Below are 26,968 nucleotides of genomic sequence, written 5' to 3'. Positions count from 1 at the left end.
GCAGGGAGATAGAAAAACGCCCGCTGAGTATTCAAACGGGCATTTTATAATAAAGGATATAACGGATTACAGCAGGAAATCGTCCAGCGTTTTGCCTTCATCTTCAATAGACTTTTTGATGACAGCAGGTGTACGGCCTTGGCCGGTCCAGGTTTTGCTTTCACCGTTCTCATCGGTATATTGATATTTAGCCGGACGAGCTGCGCGCTTGGTTTTACCAGTAGCTTTTGATGCGCTCATGGTTTGCAGCAATTCATTCGGATCGATACCGTCGGCAATCAGCATTTCACGATATTGCTGTAATTTGCGCGTACGTTCTTCGATTTCAGCCTGTGCCTGGCTGTCTTCCTCGCGGCGCTCATTGACGACTACCTCAAGTTTCTCCAGCATTTCTTCCAGAGTTTCAAGAGTACATTCTCTGGCTTGTGCACGCAGAGTTCGGATGTTGTTAAGAATTTTAAGTGCTTCGCTCATTGTCCTAATCTCGAATAATATAAATGGGGCGTCGGAGTAATAATAGAGCGGTAGTTTCTTTTCTGCAATAGCTAGTTTGTAAGTAAGGTAAAAAATAATCTTTTTTTTTACCGCAGAGCCCGACAGCGCTAAATATATGCCCTTTGCATGGTAATGACAAATTGATTCACTATGTTGCGTTTTCCCGCTTCACCCGTTAATGGAGTGCATATTGCACAGCGCGTTTCATTATAAGCCACGTTTATATCGTAGAAAAATTTTGCGTTTTTATAACCAATGTTTAAAACCAGGGCGCTATTGCGCGTATAGCGTTCGCATCCGGCGTCGTGCTCGAAGCAAATGTTAGGTGATGTAGCGCAGTCACTTTGGTTATGATTCATTAAAGCAGAGGACTAATTTAAAGTAACACCCGCCGGGGCTAATTACCTGCCGGCTGCGTCGCCTACGGGGCCCGGCGATGTTAAAATCAGGGCGGCGGGGCACAGCAGACGGCTTAAAGTTTATGATACACTGGGCACCTTATTTATTATGTCATTGATTTTTTCCGAAGTGAGGGGCTGATGGCTCAACTTTATTTTTATTATTCTGCGATGAATGCGGGTAAATCCACTGCGCTCCTGCAGTCCTCGTATAATTATCAGGAGCGTGGCATGCGCACCCTGGTATTTACCGCTGAAATAGATAATCGTTTTGCTCGCGGCCAGGTCAGTTCCCGTATCGGCCTTTCCTCGCCGGCAGAGCTCTACCGCCCGGATACCGATTTGCTGGCGGTTATTCGTCAGTCCCATGAGCAGCAGGCGCTGCACTGCATATTAGTGGATGAAAGTCAGTTTTTAACCCGTCAACAAGTTGCCGGATTATCGGACGTAGTGGATTTTCTAAATATTCCGGTATTGTGTTATGGGTTGCGCACTGACTTTCGCGGCGAGCTGTTTCCCGGTAGCCATTATCTGTTGGCATGGGCTGATAAGCTTATCGAGCTTAAAACCATTTGTTATTGCGGCCGCAAGGCAAACCGGGTCATTCGCCTGGGTGAAGACGGTAAACCCGTGCATGACGGCCAACAGGTGGTTATCGGCGGCGAAGAACGGTATGTCTCGGTATGCCGCAAGCATTACAAACAGGCCATGGTGGAGGATAGCCAGGTGCCCGGCTATATCTCCATGGCCGCGTCCGAACCGCGTCAGCCGTAGGTCTTTGTTATCCGGCGGCGGTTGTGTATTTTGACGCCGGCGCCATCAGCGCGGCCATCTGCTTCTGCCGCTATATAACCGCCATAAAGGGCACAGGAGCGATTTTAGGCTTTCACCGGGGGGATTGCACCGGTTGCGGTCAAAAGAGCCCTGTGGGGCCGGATATGCGGTTTTGGTTATATTCCGTGAGACGGAAGCGTTCGGCGGTTTACGGCATGGCCGCTTCAATTCAGATTAGCCGGCAGGGGATTGCGTGGCGCGTTTTTTTCGTTCAGTAAAGGGAATGGCGGCTTAACGGCGATTAAGCTCCGTAGCGCGGCGTTTAGGCCGTATATGGGGGCTTGCTGACAAACGTACTCGGACTTAATTAGGGTGGCTCTCGGGGAAGAGAGTCATAATCGCGCGGATCAAGCCCCCAGGGATGGGTTCACGGCTTCTTTACGATCTGGCAGCCTGCCACGACCGGACACTTTGTCAACAAACTTACAACACAGGCCCCAAAAGGGGCCTGTGTTGTTTCCCCCGACTGACTTACCGGGGGTTGTATCGGTGACCGTTCTCAACGCGGGATGGTTATCGCCGCGATCAGCTGGTCACTTTTTTGCCTTTTTTCTCGGTTTTCGCTTCCGGAGCCGCGGTTTTCACCGCGTCAGCCGGGAGAGCCGGAGCATGGGCCACTGCGGCGGCATCTGCGAAAGGCTCGACGTATTTACGTCCGTAGTAGGTATCCAGGAGAATTTGTTTCAGTTCGGCAATCAGCGGATAGCGCGGGTTGGCGCCGGTACACTGGTCATCGAACGCATCCTCGGACAGCTTGTCCACCTTCGCCAGGAAATCCGCTTCCTGCACGCCGGCTTCACGGATAGAGGTTGGGATACCCAAATCGGCTTTGATTTCATCCAGCCAGGCCAGCAGGTTTTCAATCTTCTGCGCGGTACGGTCGCCCGGTTGGCTCAGGCCAAGATGGTCGGCCACTTCGGCATAACGACGACGGGCCTGCGGACGGTCATACTGACTGAACGCCGCCTGTTTGGTGGGGTTGTCGTTGGCGTTGTAGCGGATCACGTTGGAAATCAGCATGGCGTTGGCCAGGCCATGGGGAATATGGAATTCCGAACCCAGTTTATGGGCCATGGAGTGGCAGACGCCCAGGAAGGCGTTGGCAAACGCGATGCCGGCAATAGTGGCGGCGTTATGAACGCGTTCACGGGCCACCGGGTTTTTCGCCCCTTCGTGATAGCTGGCAGGCAGATACTCTTTGAGCAGCTTGATGGCCTGCAGCGCCTGGCCGTCGGAAAACTCGGTGGCCATGATGGACACATAGGCTTCCAAGGCATGGGTTACCGCATCCAGACCGCCGAAGGCGCAGAGGGATTTCGGCATGTTCATCACCAGATTGGCATCCACAATCGCCATGCTCGGCACCAGGGCATAATCCGCCAGCGGATATTTCTGGCCGGTGGCATCATCGGTCACCACGGCGAACGGCGTGACTTCAGAACCGGTACCGGAGGTGGTGGTGATGGCGATCATCTGGGCTTTAACACCCATTTTCGGGAACTTATATATACGTTTACGGATATCCATAAACCGCAGCGCCAGTTCTTCGAACGGGGTGCCCGGGTGTTCGTACATTACCCACATGATCTTGGCGGCATCCATCGGCGAACCGCCGCCCAGGGCAATGATGACGTCCGGTTTGAAGGACATGATCTGCTCTGCGCCCTTACGAACGATGCTCAGGGTCGGATCCGCTTCCACTTCGAAGAAGACTTCGGTTTCAATACCGTGGCCCTTCAGTACGGAGGTGATCTGATCGGCATAGCCGTTGTTAAACAGATAACGGTCCGTCACGATAAAGGCGCGTTTGGCGCCGTCGCTGGCCACTTCATCCAGGGCAATCGGCAATGAACCGCGACGGAAATAGATGGATTTGGGAAGCTTATGCCACATCATATTTTCAGCTCGCTTGGCCACGGTTTTGGTATTGATAAGGTGTTTCGGGCCGACGTTTTCGGAAATGGAGTTACCGCCCCAGGAGCCGCAGCCCAGCGTCAGCGACGGTGCAAGTTTGAAGTTGTACAGGTCACCGATACCACCCTGGGAAGCAGGAGTGTTGATCAGAATACGCGCGGTCTTCATGGTTTCGCCGAAGAAATTCACGCGGTCCGTCTGATTGTCCTGATCGGTATAGAGGCAGGAGGTATGGCCGATGCCGCCCATTTCCACCAGTTTTTCCGCTTTGACCACCGCGTCTTCAAAGTTCTTGGCGCGATACATAGCCAGCATCGGCGAGAGCTTTTCATGGGCGAAGGGTTCGGTTTCGTCCACAACGGTGACTTCGCCAATCAGCACCTTGGTGGAGCCCGGTACGGTCAATCCGGCCATGGCGGCGATTTTCACCGCCGGCTGGCCGACGATACCGGCGTTCAGCGCGCCGTTTTTCAAAATGATGCCCTGAACCGCTTTCAGCTCTTCGCCGCGCAGCATGTAGCCGCCGTGGCTGGCAAAGCGTTCACGCACCGCGTCATAGACTTCGTCCACGACGATAACCGATTGTTCGGAGGCGCAGATGACGCCGTTATCGAAGGTTTTGGACATCAGGATGGAGGCTACCACCCGTTTGATATCGGCGGTTTCATCCACAACCACCGGGGTATTGCCGGCGCCGACGCCGATGGCGGGCTTACCGGAACTGTAAGCGGCTTTTACCATGCCCGGCCCGCCGGTGGCGAGGATCAGGTTAACCAGCGGATGGTGCATAAGCTGGTTGGAGAGTTCAACGGTAGGTTCGTCAATCCAGCCGATGATATCTTTCGGCGCGCCGGCGGCGATAGCGGCTTTCAGGACAATTTCAGCAGCCTTGTTGGTGGCTTTCTTCGCACGGGGATGCGGCGAGAAAACAATGCCGTTACGGGTTTTCAAGCATATCAACGCTTTGAAAATGGCCGTGGAAGTGGGGTTGGTCGTCGGCACGATGCCGCAGATGATACCGATGGGTTCGGCAATGGTGATGGTGCCGAACGTATCGTCCCGGGCCAGGATGCCGCAGGTTTTTTCATCTTTATAGGCATTATAGATATATTCGGAAGCAAAATGGTTCTTGATCACTTTGTCTTCCACGATACCCATGCCGGATTCTTCAACGGCCATTTTGGCGAGAGGAATGCGGGCATCGGCAGCGGCAAGGGCGGCGGCGCGGAAAATCTTGTCCACCTGCTCCTGGCTAAAATTGGCATATTCGCGCTGGGCTTTTTTAACCTTTTCCATCAAGGTGTTCAGTTCAGCGACATTAGTAACAGCCATAGTGCTCTCCTAATAAATGTTAAAATTTCGGTTAAATTGTTAAACTCTTTAAGTAAAAAGCCATTCCCTGTCGTTGTGAAAGACGCGGAGATTAAGGTTAGTTTATCTGCACAAGGACAGATAGGCAGTGGCACAAAGGGCTATTTACTTAACGAGTTTGTTCAATCAGTTAGCGATCTTCGTTTCCAGGCGATTTTTTTCCAAGCCCCCTATGTCCATGGGATTATCGATTAACTGTATAGAGAAATAGTAAAGAGTATTGAGGCCAGTAATTGTGATTCAAATCACATTTTATTCATGCTGACTCCTTTCAGCAACGACAATTTGGAGCAAAGGTTACAATTTCACTACAGTCTCGTTAAGGGATGAAATGCCGTGCCAATGTAATCCGCATTCCATTAACATTCTATTTGCAAATAACAGCAAAAATTTTACTTGCTGCTTAGGTTACGGGTTATAAAGCAACGGCACAATATGAATAATGTCAAAAAGTATAGCGGTAAAATTAAAGGTGAAGGAACGGCGCCGGGGCAGAAGCGGCAGCTCAACAATCCATATGCTCCCATGGCGCGGCCAAGAGCACTACTGTACAGATAAATGATGATGAGTAACAGCGCTGGAGCACGCCCTGCGTTTTTCGGACGCCTCGCCGTAGAGCAAATGTTGCTCCAATGCTGATAAATCGCACCCAAAAGCGGCATAGATTATTAAATGCTCAATTAGTCTATTAGCCGGATAAATTAAGTGAAAACGTCGAATATTCAGCGGGATGCAATGCAGGCTAAAACCCGTGGCGATTTTTTTTTAGACTATCTCACAAAGCCACTTGTCACGATGCGGTACAGATGTTATTAGTGTTAATTCATGAATCATTAGGGATTTATTCTCTTTCCAGGTCATTTATTGCCCTGATGTGTTTTATTGTAACAATCAATAATTTGATTATGTTTTTTGAAGCAAGGTCGACATTTCTTGATTTGATTATGATAGCAAATAACTTCTTTCCGAATCTGCGTTCCGCCGTATCAATTTTTTTGCCAGCCTTACGCCGGCTTGTTTCCCATATAGATTCAATGAATAAGGAATATCGCTTCTTTACCTTGCGGTTTCGTTCGCCGTAATTGGCCGAGGAGTGCCCATACCCGTTCATCGGGAATCTGCAGACAGCTGAAAATGCGTCATGCAATAATAAAAAACTGGAGTGCATTAATAATGACCAACATCACGAAAAGAACTCTATTGGCAGCAGGTATTATCGCCGCCCTGGGAGTGGTGTCCGTAGGTACTTCTTTCGCGGCGGTGGTACCCGCCGGCGTCACCTTGAGTGACAAACAGGAATTGGTACGTGGAAACGGCGCCGAACTGCAATCACTGGATCCCCATAAGATTGAAGGGGTGCCGGAAGCCAATGTCAATCGCGATTTGCTGGAAGGATTGGTCATTAGCGACCTGCAAGGCCATCCGCAGCCGGGTGTGGCGGAAAGCTGGGAAACCAAGGATTCCAAGGTCTGGATATTCCATTTGCGCAAAGACGCAAAATGGTCCGACGGCTCGCCGGTGACGGCGCAGGATTTTGTCTATAGCTGGCGGCGTTTGGCGGACCCGAAAACGGCGTCCCCGTATGAAAGTTATCCCCAGTATGCCCATATCGTTAATATTGACGATATCATCACCGGCAAAATGCAACCCGATACCTTGGGTGTGAAAGCGATTGACGCCAATACGCTGGAAGTCGATCTCAGCGAGCCCGTGCCTTATTTCCCCAAATTGCTGACCCACCCGTCCATGTCGCCGGTACCGCAAAAAGTGGTGGAAAAATTCGGTGATAAATGGACCCAGCCGGCTAACTGGGTGGGCAACGGCGCCTATAAATTAAAGGACTGGGTCGTCAATGAACATATCGTGCTGGAACGAAATCCACAATACTGGGACAACAGCAAAACGGTTATCAATCAGGTGACCTATCTGCCGATTTCCTCGGAAGTGACCGACGTCAACCGTTATCGCTCCGGCGAATCCGACATGTCGTATAACAATCTGCCTATCGAACTGTTCCAGAAACTGAAACACGATATTCCTAAAGAAGTGCATGTGGATCCCTATCTCTGCACTTATTATTATGAAATCAATAACCAAAAAGCGCCGTTTACTGATGTGCGTGTTCGTACCGCGCTGAAATTGGGCCTGGATCGCGATATCATTGTTAATAAGGTCAAGGCCCAGGGCGACCTGCCGGCGTTTGGTTTTACCCCGCCTTATACCGACGGCGCCAAATTGACGCCGCCGGAGTGGTTTGGCTGGTCGCAGGAAAAACGCAACGCAGAAGCACGTAAACTGTTAGCGGAAGCCGGTTACACCAAAGACAAGCCGCTGACATTCGATCTGTTATACAATACTTCCGATTTGCACAAGAAGCTGGCCATTGCCGTTGCCTCCATCTGGAAGAAAAACATTGGCGTTGATGTCAAATTGGAAAACCAGGAATGGAAAACCTTCCTGGAGACCCGTCATCAGGGAACGTTTGATGTCTCCCGTGCCGGATGGTGCGCTGACTATAACGAGCCCACCAGCTTCCTGAACATTATGTTGACCAACGGTTCCAGTAATACCGCGCATTATTCAAATCCGGCTTTCGATAAGCTGATTGCCAGCGCGATAACGGCGAAGTCGGAAAACGAGCGCAGCGAAATTTATCAGCAGGCCGAACAGCAACTGGACAAAGATTCTGCTATTGTCCCGGTATATTATTATGTGAACGCCCGTTTGGTGAAACCTTATGTCGGCGGTTATACCGGTAAAGATCCGCTGGATAATGTGTACGTGAAAGATCTGTATATTATCAAGCATTAAGAAAAATTTTGGGACGTAAACAGGGCAGGGCCGTATAAGCCTTGCCCTGTTTTTCCTGTTCAGTCCGAACGGCATTAAATGTATGTCATAGGTATTAGTAATGTTAAAGTTTATTATTCGCCGGTTTCTGGAAGCGATCCCGACGCTGTTTATTTTGATCACCATTTCGTTTTTTATGATGCGGCTGGCGCCCGGCAGTCCGTTTACCGGCGAACGCAGCCTGCCGCCGGAAGTCATGGCCAATATAGAAGCCAGATACCATCTTAACGATCCCATAATGAAGCAGTATGGCGACTATTTACTGCAACTGGCCCATGGCGATTTCGGCCCTTCGTTCAAATATAAGGATTATTCCGTCAACGACCTGGTGGCAAATTCGTTTCCGGTTTCGGCCAAGCTGGGGCTGGCGGCCTTCATCATGGCCATGGTGCTGGGCGTGTTTGCCGGGGTGATGGCGGCGCTGCGGCAAAATACCAAATGGGACTATCTGGCCATGGGTTTCGCCATGACCGGGGTGGTTATTCCCAGTTTTGTGGTGGCTCCGCTATTGGTGCTGATTTTCGCCATTACGCTGAAATGGCTACCGGCGGGCGGCTGGAACGGCGGCGGACCCAAATTTATACTGTTACCGATGATTGCGTTGTCCCTGGCCTATATTGCCAGCATAGCGCGTATTACCCGCGGTTCGATGATCGAAGTATTGCATTCCAACTTTATCCGCACCGCCCGGGCCAAAGGCCTGCCCATGCGGCGGATTATCCTCAGCCATGCCTTGAAGCCGGCCCTGCTGCCGGTGATTTCTTATATGGGACCGGCGTTTGTCGGTATCATCACCGGCTCTATGGTCATTGAAACCATTTATGGCCTGCCGGGCATCGGCCAACTGTTCGTCAACGGCGCGCTGAATCGCGACTATTCATTGGTGCTGAGTCTCACCATTCTGGTGGGGACCCTGACCATTCTTTTTAACGCCATTGTCGATGTATTGTACGCGGTCATCGATCCTAAAATACGCTATTGATGCTGGAGCACGCTTTATGATGGTAAATAATAAAAACAGCGAGGCTCTGGAGAAATTCAGCGAAGCACTGGAAGTGGAGGGGCGCAGCCTTTGGCAGGACGCCCGCCGGCGCTTTATACATAATAAAGCGGCATTAACCAGTCTCATCGTTTTGCTGTTCATTGTTTTATTTGTCGCCCTGGCGCCGTCTTTGTCGCAGTTTGCCTATGACGATACCGACTGGGGCATGATGTCGAGCGCGCCGAGCGTGGAGTCCGCCCACTATTTCGGTACTGATTCATCGGGACGGGATTTATTGGTGCGGGTCGCCATCGGCGGCCGGATTTCACTGATGGTGGGTATTGCGGCCGCGTTGGTGGCGGTGGTGCTGGGGACGCTTTACGGCGCCATGTCAGGGTATCTTGGCGGTAAAATCGATTCGGTGATGATGCGTCTGCTGGAAATACTCAATTCCTTCCCGTTTATGTTTTTCGTGATCCTGCTGGTGACGTTTTTCGGCCAGAATATCTTCCTGATCTTTATTGCCATCGGCATGGTGTCCTGGCTGGACATGGCGCGTATCGTGCGCGGACAGACCCTGAGCCTCAAGCGCAAGGAATTCATCGAGGCGGCGGTGGTCAGCGGCGTCTCTTCCCGCAATATCATTTTGCGTCACATCGTCCCCAATGTGCTCGGGGTCGTGGTGGTTTACGCCTCGTTGCTGGTGCCCAGCATGATTCTGTTCGAGTCGTTTCTCAGTTTCCTCGGGCTGGGCACGCAGGAACCCTTAAGCAGCTGGGGGGCGTTGCTTAGCGACGGCGCCAATTCAATGGAAGTTTCGCCGTGGCTGCTGCTGTTTCCCGCGCTGTTCCTGGTGATTACCCTGTTTTGTTTTAATTTTATCGGCGACGGTCTGCGTGATGCCCTCGACCCGAAAGATCGTTAAGGAGCGCCGTGATGAGCATGATTGATAATTCCACGCCGGCCCGTGGGCCCGCGGCGGGAGCAAAAGAGCCGGTATTGCTGGATGTGCGGGACTTAAGGGTGACCTTCGCCACCTCCGACGGAGATGTTACCGCGGTCAACGACCTGAATTTTACCCTGCGCGCCGGGGAAACCTTGGGCATTGTGGGGGAGTCCGGCTCGGGCAAATCCCAAACCGCCTTTGCCCTGATGGGGTTGCTGGCCGCAAACGGCCGTATCGGCGGGTCTGCCGCTTTCAACGGGCGTGAAATTCTCAACCTGCCGGAGAAACAGCTCAATAAGCTGCGCGCCGAAGAAATTTCCATGATTTTCCAGGACCCCATGACGTCGCTGAACCCTTATATGCGGGTGGGTGAGCAGCTGATGGAAGTCCTGATGCTGCATAAAAAGATGGGTAAACATGAAGCATTCGAAGAATCGGTGCGCATGCTGGACGCGGTGAAAATGCCCGAGGCCCGCAAACGGATGCGCATGTACCCCCATGAATTTTCCGGCGGGATGCGCCAGCGGGTAATGATCGCCATGGCCCTCATGTGCCGTCCCAAGCTGCTGATTGCCGATGAGCCCACCACTGCTCTGGATGTGACGGTGCAGGCGCAGATAATGACGCTGCTTAACGATCTCAAGCGTGAATTCAATACCGCCATTATCATGATTACCCACGATTTGGGCGTGGTGGCCGGTATTTGTGATCGGGTGCTGGTGATGTATGCCGGCCGCACTATGGAGTATGGCCGGTCCGCGGATATTTTTTACCGGCCGAGCCATCCCTATTCCATCGGACTGCTGGCGGCGGTGCCGCGCCTGGATGCCGATGGTTCCTCAATGATGGTAACCATCCCCGGTAATCCTCCCAATCTGCTGCGGTTGCCTAAAGGGTGCCCCTTTCAGCCGCGTTGCCCTTTTGCCATGGATATCTGCTCAACCATGCCCGCCCTCGAACCTTTTGGCGATGACCGTATCCGTGCCTGCTACAAGCCTGCGGAGGAACTGGCATGAATGCCCTGGACGAAAACAGAAAAGTGATCCTCGACGTCGATAACCTGAAAGTGTATTTCGATGTGAAGGGGGATAAGCAGTGGTTTTGGCAGCCGGTTAAACACCTAAAGGCGGTGGATGGGGTTTCCCTGCGCCTGTACGAAGGGGAAACCCTCGGGGTGGTGGGGGAATCCGGCTGCGGTAAATCCACTTTTGCCCGGGCGCTGATCGGGCTGGTTAAATCCACCAGCGGCCGCATCGCCTGGCTCGGTAAAGAATTGCAGGACCTGACCAACGCCGAATGGCGCGATACCCGCAGCAATATACAGATGATTTTCCAAGATCCCCTGGCTTCGCTCAATCCGCGAATGACCATCGGCGAGATAATCGCCGAGCCTTTGCATACCTATCATCCCAAGATGCCGCGGCTGGAAGTGAAGGAGAAGGTCCGCAGCATGATGATGAAAGTGGGTTTGCTGCCCAATCTCATCAACCGTTACCCCCATGAATTTTCCGGCGGACAATGCCAGCGTATCGGCATCGCGCGGGCATTGATACTCGAACCGAAGCTGGTGATTTGCGATGAGCCGGTCTCGGCGCTGGATGTATCCATCCAGGCGCAGGTAGTGAATTTATTGCAGCAGCTGCAGCGGGAAATGGGGCTGTCGCTGATTTTTATCGCTCACGATCTGGCGGTGGTGAAGCATATTTCCGATCGGGTGCTGGTGATGTACCTGGGACATGCGGTGGAGTTGGGCACCTATGACCAGGTTTACAATAATCCGCAGCATCCCTACACCAAAGCGCTGATGTCGGCGGTGCCGATTCCGGATCCCGATAAGGAACGCAACAAAAAGATTCAGCTGCTGGAAGGAGATTTGCCGTCCCCCATCAACCCGCCTTCAGGCTGCGTGTTCCGCACCCGCTGTCCCATCGCCAGCGAGGAGTGCGCCGTCACCCGGCCGATACTGCAGGGGAGTTTTCGCCACGCCTGCTCCTGCATCAAGGTGGATATCAGCCAGTTGGCGGAGTAGGGTGCGTTATCACCGAAACGCACAGCGCGCTAGGCCTGCCAACACCGAACTTTGAACCGAGGGGCTGTCCAGCGGGCTATCGGCCCGCTACTCCTTCCATATAATATGGCAAATCTTTTCCGAACGGTCGCGGCACAGCAGCATGCGGGCGAAGATATCGTTAACCGGCATGCCGTCCTGCTCCGCCAGTCCGATGACCACCTCGGCGAAAAAGTCCGGATTCAGGTCGAAATCCACCTGCTCGTGCCACTGCTCGGAAGGGTCGAATAATTCCGCCGCCCCGCGCTGTTCAAACTGCAGATTGAACAACAGTACGTCCGCCGGGTCTAGATTGTCCGTCGCCAGCTCGAGAAAAATATCGTATGCCTGTTCAATGACCTCGTCATCCGTCAGGCGATTATCCAAATCCATGCTGTGTCCCTTAGTGTTTCGCCGCCGCCGGTCACATTACAGCAGCGGACTGAAAAAGTAGAACAGACGCTCGATAATCCGCTGCCAGTAGGGCCGCTGAGCCCATTTCGCCGGATCTATCAACCGGGAGCGGGCGATATAATCCTCCTGCACTCGCGCCAGGTCGCTGCCGAAGTCGTCATCATCAATCACCAGAGTGATTTCAAAATTCAGCCATAAGCTGCGCATGTCCAGGTTCACCGTGCCCACCAGGCTTAACTGCCCATCTACCAGCACGCTTTTAGTATGCAACAGTCCGCCTTCAAATTGATGAATATTCACTCCCGCCTCAAGCAGCTCGGCAAAGAAGGCACGGCTGGCCCAGCCCACCAGCATCGAGTCGTTATAACGGGGCACAACGATATGCACATCGACGCCCCGCTGCGCGGCGGTGCATATGGCGTGCAGCAGATCGTCGCTGGGCACCAGATAGGGCGTAGTCATGATGAGCTGCTGGCGCGAGGCATAGATGGAGGTCAGCAGCGCCTGGTGAATAACCCCGTCGGGAAAACCGGGACCGGAAGCGATAACCTGAATGGTATGCCCGGTGGCCTGCTCAAACGGCATGATATTCACATCCGGCGGCGGCGGCAGGATGCGTTTTCCGGTTTCAATTTCCCAGTCACAGGAAAAAATGATGCCCATTGCGGTGGTGACCGGTCCCTCCATCCGGGCCATCAGGTCTATCCACTGTCCAACCCCCGCGTCCTGCTTGAAAAAGCGGGGATCCACCATGTTCATGCTGCCGGTATAGGAAATATAATTGTCGATAAGTATCATTTTGCGGTGCTGGCGCAAATCCATACGGCGCAGGAACACCCGCAGTATGCTGACGTGCAGGGTTTCCACCACCTCCACCCCCGCCTGGCGCATCATGGCCGGATAAGGGCTGCGGAAAAATTTCACGCTGCCGGCGGAGTCCAGCATCACCCGGCAGCTGACTCCTCGCCGCGCGGCCGCCATCAATGCCTCCGCCACCTGATCCACCAGGCCGCCGGCTTGCCAGATGTAAAACATCATCTCGATATTGTTTTGCGCCAGCCCGATATCCTTGATCAAGGCTTTCAACGTATCGTCGGTGCCGGTCAGCAGTTGCAATTGATTGCCTTTAAGACCGCCCATGCCCTGGCGAAGTTCGCACAGCTGAAACAAAGACCGCGCCACTTCGCTGTTTTCGGTGGCAAAAATCCGTTTGCATTGTTTGAGGTCTTGCATCCATTTAGCCGTGGAGGGCCACATGGCCTTGGCGCGTTCGGCGCGGCGTTTGCCGAGATTCAGTTCGCCGAACAGTAAATAGGCGATTATTCCCACCAGGGGAAGAATGTAAATCACCAGCAGCCAGGCCATTGCGGACGGAACCGCCCGGCGTTTCATTAATACCCGCAGGGTGACACCCGCTACTAGTAACCAGTAGCCGAACACCAGTAGCCAATTGATTACATTATAAAGAGTTGCCATAAGGGCGAAAAATCCTGTTCGCAATGCTTGAAACCTGAGTGTACGCATAAGGGACGAAAAGAGGAAATTCTTTTAAACCGGGCGCTGCCTCTTCTCTCCCGCAGCAGGGGATCGGGCGGCTTGGCTAACCCACAGAAAAGGCTATAATGGCGGCTCTTAATCATCGTCGGTAGAGGTCGGTAGAGCCGGTTCGTGCATGAAAAGAAGCAGAAATGAAGTCAGCCGTTGGCGTATGTTAAGGCAAGCGCAGCGTCGTCGGAGCCAGTGGGTGGAAGCACAGTCCCGCACTTATCGTCATCTGACCCGTTTGGGGCATCTCCAGCTTAAGAAGCAGCGCCGCTCGTTGCTCTTTTCAATGACCAGCGGACTATAACCCGCGGTGCAGGTGGACAAAAAAAACCGGCTTTAGGCCGGTTTGCGCTAGCTGAGATCCTTTCATCTTCTCGCCAGGTCCTCCATACCATTTCCAGGCGAATTACCTGGTTGAAGTGGTGGTGGAGGTGGATGTCGATGTTGATGTACCGGTTCCTCCTTCCGGATCGCTGGCCGATGCTACCACGGCTACCGATCCGGAAACAAACCCGGCGTCGGCGGTGGTCGCGGGACCGGATGCGCTTTGCGTCGCCGCATCGGCCGTTCCCGCTGCACCCGCCGCCATCGCTGTGGTGGTGCCGGCGGCATACAACACGAGTAGTGCCGCTAAGATTTTCCTGGACATAATTACCTCCTATGGTTAGAAACTCAAAGGGAGTACAGCCATTACAAGGTATTAGATATTCGCGTCGCAGACAAATCGTAAGCCGCTATGGTATATGGTTTTTTTCAGTCGATCATGCTAAAAGCGGGGTCAACGCACTGATTCGTGGTTGTTTATTTTTTGTACTAAGATAATTCCTAAATGAATATCCTAGCCATTTTTCCTAACGGGGGCATTTCTTATTTTCGGGTGGGAACAAGAAAATATTCAAGTGTCATATTAGTGAAATGTTCAGCAAATTATTAATATCCATTAAACCATTTCAAAAGCAGTCGTTTGTTCAATAATCGGCGTTTTACTTTGCGGGAATATTCTTTCTATTCATCAAGTTGCTGATAATATGGAGGTATTGGCCATATAAGCCGGCAGTCTCTCTTTTTGAAAGATGAAAAGCGATAAATATTTCTACGATAAAGAAGATTTTCTCGCGAAATAGTTAAGTTTTAATAATGCTTTTAGCCGCTGGTTTATTTAAGATGCTTTCACACCCCCGGGAGGGTGTTTTAATCCCGCTCCCGCAGGTGACATAAGAGTGTAAACGGGCTGTTTTCAGAAGGTTTTACGGTAAGGTTTTACCGACACGTTATTATAGACGCCGGCGGCAACATAAGGATCGGCATCAGCCCAGGCTTGGGCCATCTCCAGCGAGTCGAATTCGGCTATTATGACGGAACCGCTGAAACCGGCGGCGCCCGGATCGTTACTGTCTATCGTCGGCAGCGCGCCCGCGGTGAGTAAACGGCCCTGGTCGCGCAATATTTGCAACCGCGCCACGTGGGTGGGTCGGACGGACAGACGTTTTTCCAGGGAATCGGCGACATCTTCAGCATAAATAACATAGAGCACGATTAATACTCCCATCGAATAGGCTTTTACAAAGTGATTCACGTTATGACAAAGGGGTCATGAGCGCAATGAAAAATTTCTCCCGGGGAAAATCCACCGCCAGAACGGGCTAAAAGATATTTTTTGACGTCAATCAGCCAAGACGTTGATATGAGTTATTGAATATGATTGTCATTTGCATTTAAACTTCGCTCTATAGGATAACTTTAGTTGAGATGGCGTTAACTATTTTGAAAACCACTCGTCGATTTATGTGGCCGTATGTCGTTTCCGTGGGGCTGCATACCTCTCTGGTGGCGGGTTTGCTCTACGCTTCCATCAATCGGATCTCTCCGTCCATCGCCGTTGAACAGCCGATGAGCGTCACGCTGGTGGCCCCGGCCCCGCAGCCGGTTGTCGCGCCGGCCCCGCCTGTGCCTGAGCCGCCCCAGCCCCAGCCGGTGGAGCCTCCGAAGCCGGCCCCTGAACCTGAACCCGAACCAAAGCCCGAACCCGTTGCGGAACCGCCGGCGCCGGTGCAGTTGCCGAAACCCAAGCCTAAGCCCAGGCCGGTTATCAAAAAGGAAGCAAAGCCACGTCTTCACAAGGACCCGGTTTTGCAAAAAGAGTCGCCTTCGCCGGTAGCCGCCAGCGAGACGCCGGTGAGGTCGGTAACTCCCCCGGCCGCCGCGCCGGCGCGCTCCGAGTCCAAGGCCGATACCGGGCCGGTTGCCTTGAACCGGCAAGATCCCGACTATCCCGATCGCGCCAGGGCATTGGGGATTGAAGGGCGGGTGCAGATTCAGTTTGATGTCAATTCAGACGGACAGGTGGAAAATCTGCGCATTATTTCAGCATCGCCCCCCAATATGTTCGAAAGAGGCATCAAGGAAGTAACGCGCAGATGGCGTTATCAAAGCGGAAGGCCGGGTAAAAATGTCAATATGACCATTGTGTTTAAACTGTCGGGCATCGAAAGCGGCGATAACTGAGGTCGCAGCCGATAAGTACAGGCCGCCGGCGGCGGCCCAATCTAATCAGATTTCATCCGGCAGATAATGGCGTTTGCCGTCGGGCAGGGGGCGGGCTTTGCCTTCCGGGTCCACCGCCACGTAGGTAAATGCCGCCTCGGTGGCGCGATATCGCTGGCCGATGGGTTCGGACGAGACTTTTTTCACCCACACTTCCACATTGATGTTCAGCGAACTGGTGCCGGTACGCGTACAGCGGGCATAACAGCAAATAACATCCCCCACCGCCACCGGTTTCAGGAAGGTCATGCCGTCCACCTTTACCGTCACCACGCGGCCCTCGGCGATTTCTTTCGCCAGGATGGCCCCGCCCATATCCATCTGCGACATAAGCCAGCCGCCGAAAATATCACCGTTGGCATTCGTATCGGCAGGCATCGCCAAGGTTCGCAGCACCAGCTCGCCGCTGGGTAAAACCGGTTTTTCGCTCATCGTGCTTTCCGCTATTAAAAAAAGCGGCCCACAGTATGCAGACCGACTTTAAGGCATTAATGGGGATCTTTTTGATCTTCCGTCATATGACGATAGACATAAACGCCGCTCAGCAGGGTAAACAGCAGCGTCAGACCGGTCAGGCCGAATACCTTGAAATTAACCCAGACATTTTGCGGCAGCCAGAAGGCGATATAGATATTCAGCGCGCCGCAGGCGATAAAAAACAGCGCCCATGCCACATTCAGGTTATTCCATACCTGGGGCGGCAGCGTCATCTCCTTGCCCAGCATGCGCTGTATCAGCGGTTTTCCCATAACGAACTGGCTCACCAGCAGCGCGATGGCGAATAGGCTGTAAATGACCGTCACCTTCCATTTTATAAATTCGGCATTGTGATAATACATGGTCAGGGAGCCGAAAATAGCCACCAGAATGAAGGTTAGCAACGTCACTTTTTCAACTTTGCGATATCTGATCCAGGTAAAAGCCAATACCAGTGCAGAGGCGGCAATCAGCGCCCCGGAAGCGATATAAATGTCGTACAGTTTATAAACGACGAAAAAAACCACTAACGGCAGAAAATCGAGAAACTGCTTCATAGACAAATCCGTGGTTGATTAAATGGGTCTGGCCGCGCGTTATGCCTGACGCAGCAGCATATACAGACGATACAAATAAATGAGCAACAAGGCGGAGATAATATTACTTAATCCATTAAGCAGTACCGCCGCAACCAGAGATGATACCTGGGTAAATTGCGCCGCCAGAACCAATACCGCGGCTTTGGCCAGCAGCCAAACCAGCACCGCCGGCGTAATCAGGCGAAGATTGGCAAACGCCAGTTTACTACTCAGTCGCATGGACTTAAATACCCCCAGATTCTCGCTGGCGGCAATGACAGGCGCCAGGCTGAAAGCAATAGCCAGCAGGATGCCGGGTATCACTATTAACAATAGTCCCAATTGCACCAACAGCGTGGTGATAAAGATTAATAATAACAGACGGGGAAGAATCGGCACGGAAAGGCCCACCGCCCGAAGCACGCTGGTGGGCTGCCGGTTGGATACCAGCCGAATCATGGTTAATAACGCCCCGGCCAGTATGACGTTGCCCACCAGGCCGGCAAAGGTGCCGGCGGCGGAAGCCCTGAGCAATACCCGTTGCTGTTCCGGCGTCATTTGCTGCACCAACTCCTGCAAACTCATATTGGCCGTATCCGTAGCTGCCGTACCTTCCCCGTTGAGAACCAGCAATTGATCGGTATTCGGTGATAAGGCGTGACCCAACGAGACGCTTATCAGCGCCGTCAGCAGTGCCAATAGCACAATACTGACGAATTGATTGCGGGTGAAATTCAACATATCACGGTATAAGGTACTTGCCATAATTGGCATGACGACTCCTTGGCAAAACATTCTGATTAGGTCGGTATTCTACCCGTTAATCCGACCGTTGGCACCCCGCGGTCATATCCGTGCGAGTTTCGTTTTTCAGCGGCCGGCCCGGTGCGTTTAACGGCAGGGGCGGCAAGCCGTAGGCGGCTCTGGCGCGATCGCAGGCGTCGTTGGCCTGGCCTTGTTCGCCGGTCCGGATAAATTCCCGGCAAGGGGAAGGTCTTGCGGCATAAACGGAGCAATGCACCGAGGAGCCTACTTCGCCGGCCAATGCGCGGCAGCGCGGTTTTTTGTCGTTGGTGCCCGCCATGCAGCGCAGGAACGGCGTGAGGGGTTCGGTGAGCTCATGGGGAACGATGCCGCCGCCGTCGTCCCCCTCCGCCCAATAAAAGGACACACGGAACCAGGCGCAGCAGGCGCCGCAATTCATACAAGGATTGTCACTTTCGCGCATGGTGTTTAATGCCCGCTCCCGCCGTTACAAGCCTGAACTGAAACTACCCATCGTACGCCGGGAAATCAATGGAATTTCTCTAATGTCGCTTTTTTTATAATCAATCACTTTGAATTGATATGGATCAATCCAAGATGCATTAACGAATTGATATAAAAGTAGTTAAATACACTTCAACGCAAACGGACCCGCTGCCGTGGCATAGTGTTTATTGTCATGTGGATCAATTTTGCGACCTAAAAGCAAAATATCAATAAGGAGAGGGGCATGAAAAGAACAGTTATTGGCGCGGCATTGGCGGGCGTTCTGTTTTCAACGGCGGTGTCGGCTCAGCAGGCGGGGGATTTCATCGTCCGGGCAGGTTCCGCTACGGTGCGGCCGACGGAGAGTTCCGATAACGTGTTGGGACTGGGGGGATTCAATATTGATAATAATACCCAGCTCGGACTGACATTTACCTATATGGCCACCGATAATATCGGGGTGGAACTGCTGGCGGCGACGCCGTTTCGCCATAAGGTGGGCCTGAACAGCACCGGTGATATCGCCTCGGTAAGACAGCTGCCTCCCAGCTTGATGGCGCAATACTATTTTGGCGAGGCGCAGGATAAATTACGGCCCTATATCGGCGTAGGTCTGAATTACACTACGTTTTTCGATGAAAAATTCAATCAAACCGGACGTGATGCGGGATTAAGCGATCTTAGCCTTAAGGATTCCTGGGGGATAGCCGGCCAGGCAGGGCTGGATTACAACCTGAATGACAATTGGCTGATCAATATGTCGGTGTGGTATATGGATATCGATACGAAAGTGCGGTTCAAGGCCGGCGAAGAGCAGCAGTCGATTCATACCGATATCAATCCGTGGGTATTTATGTTCGCGGTGGGGTATCGGTTTTAGCGTGGCGTGCTATTCCGCTGGTCAGGTTTTTTGCAAACTTGCTCGGAGTTTCTGGGGCGGGGCAGGATGCTAGAAGAGTAAACCGCCCGCGCCAGGACGGCGCGGATCGAGCCTCCATGGACGGATTCACGGCGTGTTTACGATCTAGCATCCTGTTCCGACCGGGCACGGGTTTCAGCCCGACGTGCGTCGGGCTTGCCATGACATGGCGCTCAGCCGCGACCCTTAAGCCTATTTTATACTGATGTGATTTTCCACTTCCCTTACCCCCGGCACGCCGCGGGCAATGGAGATGGCGCGGCTGGCCTCTCGCGATGAACCGGCGAAACCGCTTAACTGCACCCGTCCTTTATAGGTATCCACGTGGATATTGCGGGACGCGACTTCGTCGTCCCGCAGCAGTTCCGATTTCACCTTGGTGGTTATCACGGTGTCGTCGATATAGCCGCCGGTGCTTTCGGATTTCGGGGTAGGGGCGCAGCTAATGACCGATGTCGCCAATACGGCGCTAAGGGCAAAGGCGGAAAGCATTTTGAAGGTTCTCATTTTAGCTCCTCGGTATTTTTATCCGTTTATTGCCGGTGTTAAGGCCGGTATCTCTACGCGGCCATCAGAGTGTTACCGATAAAATGAGTATTTTCAACCTCAGCCGCGCGTCGCCGCTTTCATTTCCCGTACAAAGGTGCTGAGTTCATCAAGCATAGCCGTCGGATCGCCGGTATTGCGCTCGATGATTTTTACGATGGCCGAACCGGAGATAGCCCCCGCGGCCCCCGCCGCCAGCGCTTCCCGCACCTGCGCGGGTTCGGCGATGCCAAAGCCCTGCAGCGCCGGCGCCCCGTGATACTCTTTGAGGGTATTTACCAGATGTTCAAGGGGAACATGGCCGCGGTTTTCGCTGCCGGTGACGCCGGCGCGGGACAGCAGGTAGGTATAAGCGCGGCCGTGAGAGGCGATTTCACGCAGCAGGCCCGCATCGGCGTTCGGCGGACAGATAAAAATCGGCGCCACGCCGTGCCGCAGGGCGGCGGTGCGAAACGGCAGGCTCTCTTCCAACGGGACGTCCGCCACCAGCACCGAATCGACGCCCACCTGTTCGCAGCGGGCATAAAAGGTGTCGATGCCTTTATTGAACACCAGATTGGCATACATCAGCAGTCCGATGGGAATATCGGCGTATTTGCGACGGATGGCCGCCAGCATGTCGAAACACTGGTCCGGCGTGACGCCGGCGCTAAATGCCCGCAGATTGGCGTTCTGGATAGTGGGACCGTCCGCCAGCGGATCGGAGAAGGGGATGCCCAGCTCAAGCGCGTCGGCGCCCGCCTCAATCAGCGTGTCGATAATGCTGAGCGACTGGCGGGGGGAGGGATCGCCAAGGGTGACGAACGGCACAAAAGCGCCCTCTTTGCGGCTTTGCAGCGCGGCGAATAACTGCTCATAGCGTTCCATTAGATCTCTCCTCGCGCTTTCAAAATATCGTGAACGGTAAAAATATCCTTATCGCCGCGCCCGGAAAGGTTCACCACCAGAATTTGCTCTTTCTCCGGTTCCGCCTTGATCATCTTTAGAGCATGTGCCAGGGCATGGGACGATTCCAGCGCCGGAATAATCCCTTCATGGCGTGACAACTCTTTGAACGCTTCCAGCGCTTCATCATCGGTAACGGAGACATATTCCGCCCGGCCGATGCTGTTGAGGTAGGCGTGCTGCGGCCCCACCGAGGGGAAATCCAGGCCGGCGGATATGGAGTAGGACTCTTCGATTTGCCCATCGGACGATTGCATCATCGGCGATTTCATGCCGAAGTAGATGCCCAGCCGGCCGTGCTTGAGAGAGGCGCCGTGCTGTCCGGTTTCGATACCCAGGCCGCCGGGTTCAACGCCGATTAGGCGTACCGAGGGTTCATCAATAAAGTCGGCGAACATGCCGATGGCGTTGGAACCGCCGCCGACGCAGGCCAGCACCGCATCCGGCAGGCAGCTTTCCCGCTCGCGCATTTGCTGCTTGGTCTCTTCGCCTATCATGCGCTGGAATTCACGCACGATGGTGGGATAAGGATGCGGGCCGGCGGCGGTCCCCAGCATATAATGCGCTTTCTCATAGCTGCCGGACCAGTCGCGCAGGGCCTCGTTACAGGCATCCTTAAGGGTGGAGGAGCCGCTGTGTACCGGGATCACTTCCGCGCCCATCAGCCGCATGCGGAACACGTTCGGCGACTGACGCTCGATATCCTTGGCGCCCATGTAAATCCGGCATTTCAGGCCCAGCAGCGCCGATGCCAGGGCGGAGGCCACCCCATGCTGGCCGGCGCCGGTTTCGGCGATGATTTCGGTTTTGCCCATGCGTTTGGCCAGCAACGCCTGGCCCAGCACCTGGTTGGTTTTATGGGCGCCGCCGTGAAGCAGATCTTCCCGCTTGAGATAGAGCTTGGTTTTGGTGCCGGCGGTGAGATTGCGGCACAGGGTCAACGGCGTCGGCCGGCCGGCGTAATTGGTCAGCAGGTCGTTGAATTCAGCCTGGAATACCGGGTCGCTTTGGGCGCTGACAAAGGCTTCTTCCAGCTGCAAGAGGGCCGGTACCAGGATTTGCGGTACGTACATGCCGCCGAATTCGCCAAAATAGGGGTTAAGTAGTGTCATGCTTTCATGTCTCTTAATGATACGGACCGGGAATTAATAGGCGCGAAGCGTCTGAAATACCGTGGCCAGTTTATGATGATCCTTTAGCCCGGGCGCGCTTTCGACGCCGGAGTTGAAATCCAGTCCCACACAGCCCAGCTGCGCGGCGGCCACACAGTTATCCGCCGCCAGCCCTCCCGCCAGCATGACGTTGTCCAGGGTTTGCCCCGCCAGCAACGACCAGTCGAACCGCTGGCCGCTGCCGCCGCCATTGTCCAGCAGGTAGCGATCGACGCCGGTAAAGTCCCTGGCGGGCGAGTGCTTCCGCATGTCCAGCGCTTTCCAAATCCGGCAGGCGGCGGGCAAGCGGCCGCGCAGGGCGGTGATATAATCCTGGTCTTCGCTGCCGTGCAGCTGCACGGCGTAAAGTCCCAGCGCGGCAGCGGTTTGTGCCACTTCGCCGATATCGGCGTCGCGAAAGACTCCCACATACCGCAGCGGCGCGCCGGCGATCACGGTACGGGCGCGTTCCATATCCACCCGGCGCGGGGAGGCGTCCACGAAAATCAGTCCGCCGTACAGGGCGCCGGCATCCAGGGCCGCCCGGGCATCCTGGGGCCGGGTCAGTCCGCAAACCTTGTTTTCACCCAGCAGCACACGGCGCACGGCGCTGTCCAGATCCGGTTCGGACATCAATGCGCTGCCGATAAGAAAGCCGTTGGCGAAATGGCTCAACTCCCGGACATGCCGATAGGAGGTAATGCCTGATTCGCTGATAACCGTGATGCCGCCGGGAAGTTTCGGCGCCAGGGTGCGGGTACGGTTCAAGTCGATGGATAAATCCCGCAGGTCGCGGTTATTGATTCCCACCACCTTGGCGCCGAGGGCCACGGCGCGGCGGCACTCCTCTTCGCTGATGGCTTCGGTGAGCACCCCCATCTCCAGGCTGTGGGCCACCGCGGCCAGTTGGCGGTAGCTGTCGTCATCGAGAACCGACAGCATCAGCAAAATGGCGTCCGCCTGGTGGTAGCGGGCCAGGTAGATCTGGTAAGGATCGATGATAAAATCCTTGCATAACACCGGCTGCGTCACCACGTCGCTTATCTGGCGCAGAAAGTCAAAACTGCCCTGAAAATACTTCTCGTCGGTAAGGACCGAGATGGCCGACGCGTAATGCTTATAGATGCCGGCGATGGCCGCCGGATCGAAATCGGCCCGGATAAGTCCCTTGGACGGCGACGCTTTTTTGCATTCCAGTATAAAGACCGTCCGCGAGCCTTGCAGAGCATGGTAAAAGCTGCGGCTGCTGGGCTTAACCTCATCGCGGAACGCGGATAATGGCTGTTGCTGCTTACGGTCTGCGATCCAGATTTTTTTATCGGCGACGATTTTCGCCAGTACCGTATCCTGCATGTTTTATCCTCTAGCCGCCAAAGCGGTTACCAATTCGTAGGCGCCGCCGCTGCGGATCGCCGTCAATGCCTGCCGGGTATTCTCGCGAAGATCCTCCCGTCCGAATAATTTTAGCAGCAGGGCCACATTGGCGGCGACGGCGGCTTCATGGGCCGGCTCGCCTTTACCTTGTAACAACCGTGCCAGAATGTCACGGTTTTCTTCCGGCGAGCCGCCCAGCAGCGCTTCCACCGGCTGGCTTTGCAAGCCGAAATCCTCCGGCGTCAGTTCATAGCGGCTAATCTCGCCATGGTTCAGTTCCGCCACCTGGGTCGGCGCGTGCAGCGCCACCTCATCCATACCGCCGCCGTGTACTACCGCCGCGCGTTCATAGCCGAGCACCCGCAGGGTTTCGGCAATGGGCAGCACCAGTTCGGGGCTGTAAACGCCGATCAGCGCCAGCGGCGGACGGGCTGGATTGATGAGCGGCCCCAGCACGTTGAACAACGTGCGGGTTTTCAGTTGCTGGCGGACCGGCATGGCGTAACGGAAACCGGTGTGGTATTGCGGCGCGTATAGAAAGCAGACCCCCAGCTCATCCAAGGCCTGGCGGGATTGCTCCGCCGGCATATCCAGACGGATACCGAACGCCGCCAGCAAATCCGACGAACCCGAGCGGCTGGAGACGCTGCGATTGCCGTGTTTGGCCACCCTGGCGCCGCAGGCGGCGGCGACAAAGGCGCTGGCGGTGGAGATATTGATGCTGTTGGAGCCATCGCCGCCGGTGCCGACGATATCGGCAAACGGATAGTCAGGCCGGGGAAATGCCATGGCGTCCGCCAGTAAAGCGCCGGCGGCGCCGGCGATTTCATCGGGATGTTCGCCGCGTATTTTCATGCTGATCAGCGCCGCCGCCAGCTGTGCGGGTTCCAGCTGTCCCTGGATAATCGCGCTGAAAAGCCGTTGGCTTTCATCACGGCTGATGCGCTCGGCCCGAAAGAGTTTGTCAAAAATCTGTTGCATGGCGGTTTCCTTACAATTAAGCCAACGCCCAGTCCAGCGTCTGGTTCAGCAAACGCGCACCCTGGGTGGTTAAAATGGATTCGGGATGGAACTGGAATCCGCAGACGCGATCGGCGTCGTGGCGTACCGCCATCACCATTTGGTTGAAATGGGCGTTGACCGTCAGCCCGGCCGGGATTTCGCTGCCCACCAGCGAATGATAGCGGGCTACCGGCAGCGGGTTCGGCATGCCGGCGAACATGCCCAGTCCATCATGTTCGATAAGGGACGCTTTGCCGTGCAGGATCTCTCCCGCTTGTCCCACGTGTCCGCCATAGGTTTCGACGATAGCCTGATGGCCGAGGCAGATACCGATGATGGGTAACCGGCCGCGCAGCTGCTTGAGCAACTGCGGCATGCAGCCGGCATTGGCCGGCGCGCCGGGGCCGGGAGAAAGCACCAGGATAGGATTATCCATCAGTTGCAGCCGTTCGATGATGGTTTGCGCCGGCAGCTGGTTGCGGTAAACCATGACCCGGTGACCGGCGGCGCGCAGTTGATCCACCAGATTGTAGGTGAAGGAATCGATATTATCGAGCAGCAGGATATCGGCCATCAGAACACCTCCCGGGCATGATGTGCGGTAGCAATGGCGCGCAGCACGGCGCGGGCTTTATTGCGGCTTTCGTCGGCTTCGGCCTGGGGGACGGAATCCAGCACCACGCCGGCGCCCGCCTGGACGGTGGCTATGCCGTCCTCAACGTAGGCGGAGCGGATAACGATGCAGGTATCCAGTACCCCCTGGCCGGTGAAATAGCCGATAGCGCCGCCGTAGCTGCCGCGACGGGTGCCTTCGGCTTCGGCGATAAGCTGCATGGCGCGCACCTTCGGCGCGCCGCTCAGGGTGCCCATATTCATGCAGGCGCGGTAGGCGTGCAGCGCATCCAGGTCTCCCCGCAGGGTTCCCACCACCCGGGACACCAGATGCATAACAAACGAATAGCGATCCACTTTGGTCAAATCGGCGACATAGCGGCTGCCGGCTTCGCAAATCCGCGCCAGGTCGTTGCGCGCCAGATCCACCAGCATCAGGTGTTCCGCCAGCTCTTTATGATCGGACCGCATCTCCAGTTCGATGCGGCTGTCGAGATCGGCATCAAGCTGACCGTCCGGTTTCCGGCCGCGGGGGCGGGTACCGGCGATGGGATAGATTTCAATTTGCCGGTTCGCCGCGTCGTATTTCAAAGAGCTTTCCGGCGATGCGCCGAACACGGTGAATTCATCGTCCTGCATAAAGAACATATAGGGACTGGGATTGTGCTCTTTTAGTGTGTGGTAGGCCGCCAGCGGCGACGGGCAGGGCAGCGAGAACCGGCGGGAAGGCACCACCTGGAAAATTTCCCCTTCGCGGATCGCCTGCTGCATTTTTTCCACCACCCGGCAAAATTCCTCATCGCTCTGGTTGCATTCCAGCGTCATGCTGTCGATGGTTTGATGGGGGATGGGGCCCGGCACCTGTTGAAGCTGGTGCTGCAGTTGCTCAAGTCGGGCCTGCAGACGCTGTTTCTCGCCGGCGGAGGGACAAAACAGGCTGGCCTGGATTTGGCAGGACTGGCGCTGGTGATCGAGAATAAGCAAGGTTTCCGCCAGGTAAAAACAGAAATCCGGACAGCGCTGATCCTGGCGCACCTCTGGGAGGGATTCAAAACCCGCCACCAGGTCGTAGGCGAACAGGCCGCCGAGAAACAGGGCTTCCGGCCGATCCTCGGGAACCTGCACCAGCGTCAGCAGCAGGCGCAGGCAATCAAACACCGACAGGGCGCGCAAGCGGGCGTCTTCGTCCATGTGGTTTTCCGCCGCTGGGAATGTCAGTTCGCGGCCGTTGGGATGCGCGCGAACCAGGACCTCGGCGGGCAATGCGGCATCCAGCAGCGGCAGCAGCGCCGCTCCGTTGGCGGTGAGCGCCTGGATGGTCACCTGCCGGCCCAGGGCGGAGATGCGCATGGCGCTGTCCAGTACCATCAGGCTTTTGAGATTGCGCTTGCTGTCGATTTCGGCCGATTCGAGCAGTAAGGTGGCGGGACGCGCGCCGCAAAGATGGTTGAACATCGCGGTGGGATCATCCCGGTAGGCGGCCGTTGCCTGTAAGAGTTCCAATGGTGGTCGCATGGTTTGCATTGTTCGTTTTCCTGTTTTTCGCCCATAAAAAAGCCCGCTTGTGGGCGGGCTTTCGGGATCTTGCTCTGTCTGATGACAGCTACGCATGATTACACCGCCCGCTACAGGGAGGTGCGCCACCAGCGAAGCATAAACATATTGGACATCATCATCAGATTCTCGCTTAGATTGAATATGTACTAGTAAACTAGTTCAGCAATGAAATGTCAACAACCGTTGCTTAAAATCGGTAAATAATCTTACCTGTTC

General features: G+C 54.7%; 24 protein-coding genes, 1 pseudogene and 1 other annotated feature. Of the genes and pseudogenes, 9 read left to right on the top strand and 16 right to left on the bottom strand.

The window, feature by feature from the left end; all coding sequences use genetic code 11:
- Window positions 1-66: 66 nt before the first annotated feature.
- Complete coding sequence (hns, locus tag ACL2XO_RS16120) at window positions 67-474, bottom strand: histone-like nucleoid-structuring protein H-NS (protein WP_132921376.1); 408 nt, start codon at window positions 472-474, stop codon at window positions 67-69.
- A gap of 560 nt (window positions 475-1,034) precedes the next feature.
- Here hns and ACL2XO_RS16115 point away from each other — a divergent pair.
- Window positions 1,035-1,667, top strand: a complete 633-nt coding sequence (locus tag ACL2XO_RS16115) for a thymidine kinase (protein ID WP_413724579.1) — start codon at window positions 1,035-1,037, stop codon at window positions 1,665-1,667.
- Between the two features lie 585 nt (window positions 1,668-2,252).
- Here the strand turns inward: ACL2XO_RS16115 and adhE are convergent.
- Window positions 2,253-4,973 (bottom strand): bifunctional acetaldehyde-CoA/alcohol dehydrogenase, encoded by a 2,721-nt coding sequence (adhE, locus tag ACL2XO_RS16110; protein WP_413724578.1) that lies wholly within the window; start codon window positions 4,971-4,973, stop codon window positions 2,253-2,255.
- 1,212 nt (window positions 4,974-6,185) lie between these two features.
- On the opposite strand from adhE, the gene oppA reads away from it, so the two are divergent.
- The 5 genes from oppA to oppF all read left to right on the top strand — a co-directional run bounded on the left by oppA (window position 6,186) and on the right by oppF (window position 11,819).
- Complete coding sequence (gene oppA, locus ACL2XO_RS16105) at window positions 6,186-7,823, top strand: oligopeptide ABC transporter substrate-binding protein OppA (RefSeq protein ID WP_413724577.1); 1,638 nt, start codon at window positions 6,186-6,188, stop codon at window positions 7,821-7,823.
- 100 nt (window positions 7,824-7,923) lie between these two features.
- Entirely contained in the window at window positions 7,924-8,844 is a 921-nt protein-coding gene (gene oppB, locus ACL2XO_RS16100) for an oligopeptide ABC transporter permease OppB (RefSeq protein ID WP_132921380.1), read from the top strand.
- A 16-nt stretch (window positions 8,845-8,860) separates the two neighbouring features.
- Entirely contained in the window at window positions 8,861-9,769 is a 909-nt protein-coding gene (gene oppC / locus ACL2XO_RS16095) for an oligopeptide ABC transporter permease OppC (RefSeq protein ID WP_132921381.1), read from the top strand.
- Window positions 9,770-9,786: 17 nt separating this feature from the next.
- On the top strand, window positions 9,787-10,806 hold the full coding sequence (locus ACL2XO_RS16090; RefSeq protein WP_413743071.1) for an ABC transporter ATP-binding protein: 1,020 nt from the start codon (window positions 9,787-9,789) through the stop codon (window positions 10,804-10,806).
- Entirely contained in the window at window positions 10,803-11,819 is a 1,017-nt protein-coding gene (oppF, locus tag ACL2XO_RS16085) for a murein tripeptide/oligopeptide ABC transporter ATP binding protein OppF (protein ID WP_132921383.1), read from the top strand. The genes ACL2XO_RS16090 and oppF overlap by 4 nt, the downstream gene beginning before the upstream one ends.
- Window positions 11,820-11,906: 87 nt before the next feature.
- Here oppF and ACL2XO_RS16080 read toward each other — a convergent pair whose 3' ends face one another.
- Together ACL2XO_RS16080 and cls are read right to left on the bottom strand one after the other, a co-directional pair.
- The gene (locus ACL2XO_RS16080; RefSeq protein ID WP_132921385.1) at window positions 11,907-12,230 is read right to left on the bottom strand and encodes an HI1450 family dsDNA-mimic protein; all 324 of its coding nucleotides are present in this window, start codon (window positions 12,228-12,230) and stop codon (window positions 11,907-11,909) included.
- A 36-nt stretch (window positions 12,231-12,266) separates the two neighbouring features.
- On the bottom strand, window positions 12,267-13,727 hold the full coding sequence (cls, locus tag ACL2XO_RS16075) for a cardiolipin synthase (protein ID WP_132921386.1): 1,461 nt from the start codon (window positions 13,725-13,727) through the stop codon (window positions 12,267-12,269).
- Between the two features lie 196 nt (window positions 13,728-13,923).
- On the opposite strand from cls, the gene ACL2XO_RS16070 reads away from it, so the two are divergent.
- Complete coding sequence (locus ACL2XO_RS16070; RefSeq protein ID WP_132921387.1) at window positions 13,924-14,100, top strand: YciY family protein; 177 nt, start codon at window positions 13,924-13,926, stop codon at window positions 14,098-14,100.
- Window positions 14,101-14,202: 102 nt separating this feature from the next.
- On the opposite strand, the gene ACL2XO_RS16065 is transcribed toward ACL2XO_RS16070, so the two are convergent.
- Complete coding sequence (locus ACL2XO_RS16065) at window positions 14,203-14,445, bottom strand: hypothetical protein (protein WP_413741038.1); 243 nt, start codon at window positions 14,443-14,445, stop codon at window positions 14,203-14,205.
- A 588-nt stretch (window positions 14,446-15,033) separates the two neighbouring features.
- Window positions 15,034-15,330, bottom strand: a complete 297-nt coding sequence (locus ACL2XO_RS16060) for a YciI family protein (RefSeq protein WP_132927729.1) — start codon at window positions 15,328-15,330, stop codon at window positions 15,034-15,036.
- 230 nt (window positions 15,331-15,560) lie between these two features.
- On the opposite strand from ACL2XO_RS16060, the gene ACL2XO_RS16055 reads away from it, so the two are divergent.
- A complete protein-coding gene (locus ACL2XO_RS16055) occupies window positions 15,561-16,301 on the top strand; it encodes a TonB family protein (RefSeq protein ID WP_413724574.1) in 741 nt (246 codons plus the stop codon).
- A 45-nt stretch (window positions 16,302-16,346) separates the two neighbouring features.
- On the opposite strand, the gene yciA is transcribed toward ACL2XO_RS16055, so the two are convergent.
- Genes yciA through ACL2XO_RS16035 form a run of 4 tightly spaced genes read right to left on the bottom strand, consistent with a single transcriptional unit; the run spans window position 16,347 to window position 18,623 of the window.
- Window positions 16,347-16,772: an acyl-CoA thioester hydrolase YciA gene (gene yciA, locus ACL2XO_RS16050; protein ID WP_413741037.1), complete on the bottom strand. Its 426-nt coding sequence runs from the start codon at window positions 16,770-16,772 to the stop codon at window positions 16,347-16,349.
- 56 nt (window positions 16,773-16,828) lie between these two features.
- Window positions 16,829-17,374 (bottom strand): septation protein A, encoded by a 546-nt coding sequence (locus tag ACL2XO_RS16045; RefSeq protein ID WP_203521270.1) that lies wholly within the window; start codon window positions 17,372-17,374, stop codon window positions 16,829-16,831.
- Window positions 17,375-17,413: 39 nt separating this feature from the next.
- Window positions 17,414-18,169, bottom strand: a complete 756-nt coding sequence (locus tag ACL2XO_RS16040; protein ID WP_132921392.1) for a YciC family protein — start codon at window positions 18,167-18,169, stop codon at window positions 17,414-17,416.
- Window positions 18,170-18,215: 46 nt separating this feature from the next.
- Complete coding sequence (locus tag ACL2XO_RS16035; protein WP_413741036.1) at window positions 18,216-18,623, bottom strand: YkgJ family cysteine cluster protein; 408 nt, start codon at window positions 18,621-18,623, stop codon at window positions 18,216-18,218.
- Window positions 18,624-18,890: 267 nt separating this feature from the next.
- On the opposite strand from ACL2XO_RS16035, the gene ompW reads away from it, so the two are divergent.
- Complete coding sequence (ompW, locus tag ACL2XO_RS16030; protein WP_132921394.1) at window positions 18,891-19,526, top strand: outer membrane protein OmpW; 636 nt, start codon at window positions 18,891-18,893, stop codon at window positions 19,524-19,526.
- Between the two features lie 231 nt (window positions 19,527-19,757).
- On the opposite strand, the gene ACL2XO_RS16025 is transcribed toward ompW, so the two are convergent.
- The 6 genes and pseudogenes from ACL2XO_RS16025 to ACL2XO_RS16000 all read right to left on the bottom strand — a co-directional run bounded on the left by ACL2XO_RS16025 (window position 19,758) and on the right by ACL2XO_RS16000 (window position 26,719).
- Window positions 19,758-20,072, bottom strand: a complete 315-nt coding sequence (locus ACL2XO_RS16025; protein ID WP_413741035.1) for a BON domain-containing protein — start codon at window positions 20,070-20,072, stop codon at window positions 19,758-19,760.
- 99 nt (window positions 20,073-20,171) lie between these two features.
- Window positions 20,172-20,978, bottom strand: coding sequence for a tryptophan synthase subunit alpha (gene trpA, locus ACL2XO_RS16020; protein WP_132921396.1), 807 nt, complete (start codon window positions 20,976-20,978; stop codon window positions 20,172-20,174).
- Window positions 20,978-22,168, bottom strand: coding sequence for a tryptophan synthase subunit beta (gene trpB / locus ACL2XO_RS16015; protein WP_132921397.1), 1,191 nt, complete (start codon window positions 22,166-22,168; stop codon window positions 20,978-20,980). Before trpB ends, trpA begins: the two co-directional genes overlap by 1 nt.
- A gap of 33 nt (window positions 22,169-22,201) precedes the next feature.
- The gene (gene trpCF, locus ACL2XO_RS16010) at window positions 22,202-23,560 is read right to left on the bottom strand and encodes a bifunctional indole-3-glycerol-phosphate synthase TrpC/phosphoribosylanthranilate isomerase TrpF (protein ID WP_413741034.1); all 1,359 of its coding nucleotides are present in this window, start codon (window positions 23,558-23,560) and stop codon (window positions 22,202-22,204) included.
- A gap of 3 nt (window positions 23,561-23,563) precedes the next feature.
- A pseudogene (gene trpD, locus ACL2XO_RS16005) lies at window positions 23,564-25,157 on the bottom strand (bifunctional anthranilate synthase glutamate amidotransferase component TrpG/anthranilate phosphoribosyltransferase TrpD).
- Entirely contained in the window at window positions 25,157-26,719 is a 1,563-nt protein-coding gene (locus ACL2XO_RS16000; RefSeq protein ID WP_132921401.1) for an anthranilate synthase component 1, read from the bottom strand. The pseudogene trpD and the gene ACL2XO_RS16000 overlap by 1 nt, the downstream one beginning before the upstream one ends.
- A gap of 24 nt (window positions 26,720-26,743) precedes the next feature.
- Window positions 26,744-26,847, bottom strand: a sequence feature (Trp leader region).
- Window positions 26,848-26,968: the final 121 nt, after the last annotated feature.

It is taken from the genome of Sodalis sp. RH15 (genome assembly GCF_047324255.1).
In the GTDB taxonomy this organism is placed as follows: Bacteria; Pseudomonadota; Gammaproteobacteria; order Enterobacterales; family Enterobacteriaceae; genus Acerihabitans; species Acerihabitans ligni.
This window is presented reverse-complemented; position numbering and strand designations above follow the sequence as displayed.

Coding starts and splice junctions, on each gene's coding strand:
- hns (WP_132921376.1), bottom strand. CDS start 474: ATGAGCGAAGCACTTAAAATTCTTAACAACATCCGAACTCTGCGTGCA.
- ACL2XO_RS16115 (WP_413724579.1), top strand. CDS start 1,035: ATGGCTCAACTTTATTTTTATTATTCTGCGATGAATGCGGGTAAATCC.
- adhE (WP_413724578.1), bottom strand. CDS start 4,973: ATGGCTGTTACTAATGTCGCTGAACTGAACACCTTGATGGAAAAGGTT.
- oppA (WP_413724577.1), top strand. CDS start 6,186: ATGACCAACATCACGAAAAGAACTCTATTGGCAGCAGGTATTATCGCC.
- oppB (WP_132921380.1), top strand. CDS start 7,924: ATGTTAAAGTTTATTATTCGCCGGTTTCTGGAAGCGATCCCGACGCTG.
- oppC (WP_132921381.1), top strand. CDS start 8,861: ATGATGGTAAATAATAAAAACAGCGAGGCTCTGGAGAAATTCAGCGAA.
- ACL2XO_RS16090 (WP_413743071.1), top strand. CDS start 9,787: ATGATTGATAATTCCACGCCGGCCCGTGGGCCCGCGGCGGGAGCAAAA.
- oppF (WP_132921383.1), top strand. CDS start 10,803: ATGAATGCCCTGGACGAAAACAGAAAAGTGATCCTCGACGTCGATAAC.
- ACL2XO_RS16080 (WP_132921385.1), bottom strand. CDS start 12,230: ATGGATTTGGATAATCGCCTGACGGATGACGAGGTCATTGAACAGGCA.
- cls (WP_132921386.1), bottom strand. CDS start 13,727: ATGGCAACTCTTTATAATGTAATCAATTGGCTACTGGTGTTCGGCTAC.
- ACL2XO_RS16070 (WP_132921387.1), top strand. CDS start 13,924: ATGAAAAGAAGCAGAAATGAAGTCAGCCGTTGGCGTATGTTAAGGCAA.
- ACL2XO_RS16065 (WP_413741038.1), bottom strand. CDS start 14,445: ATGTCCAGGAAAATCTTAGCGGCACTACTCGTGTTGTATGCCGCCGGC.
- yciA (WP_413741037.1), bottom strand. CDS start 16,772: ATGAGCGAAAAACCGGTTTTACCCAGCGGCGAGCTGGTGCTGCGAACC.
- ACL2XO_RS16045 (WP_203521270.1), bottom strand. CDS start 17,374: ATGAAGCAGTTTCTCGATTTTCTGCCGTTAGTGGTTTTTTTCGTCGTT.
- ACL2XO_RS16040 (WP_132921392.1), bottom strand. CDS start 18,169: ATGCCAATTATGGCAAGTACCTTATACCGTGATATGTTGAATTTCACC.
- ACL2XO_RS16035 (WP_413741036.1), bottom strand. CDS start 18,623: ATGCGCGAAAGTGACAATCCTTGTATGAATTGCGGCGCCTGCTGCGCC.
- ompW (WP_132921394.1), top strand. CDS start 18,891: ATGAAAAGAACAGTTATTGGCGCGGCATTGGCGGGCGTTCTGTTTTCA.
- ACL2XO_RS16025 (WP_413741035.1), bottom strand. CDS start 20,072: ATGAGAACCTTCAAAATGCTTTCCGCCTTTGCCCTTAGCGCCGTATTG.
- trpA (WP_132921396.1), bottom strand. CDS start 20,978: ATGGAACGCTATGAGCAGTTATTCGCCGCGCTGCAAAGCCGCAAAGAG.
- trpB (WP_132921397.1), bottom strand. CDS start 22,168: ATGACACTACTTAACCCCTATTTTGGCGAATTCGGCGGCATGTACGTA.
- trpCF (WP_413741034.1), bottom strand. CDS start 23,560: ATGCAGGATACGGTACTGGCGAAAATCGTCGCCGATAAAAAAATCTGG.
- ACL2XO_RS16000 (WP_132921401.1), bottom strand. CDS start 26,719: ATGCAAACCATGCGACCACCATTGGAACTCTTACAGGCAACGGCCGCC.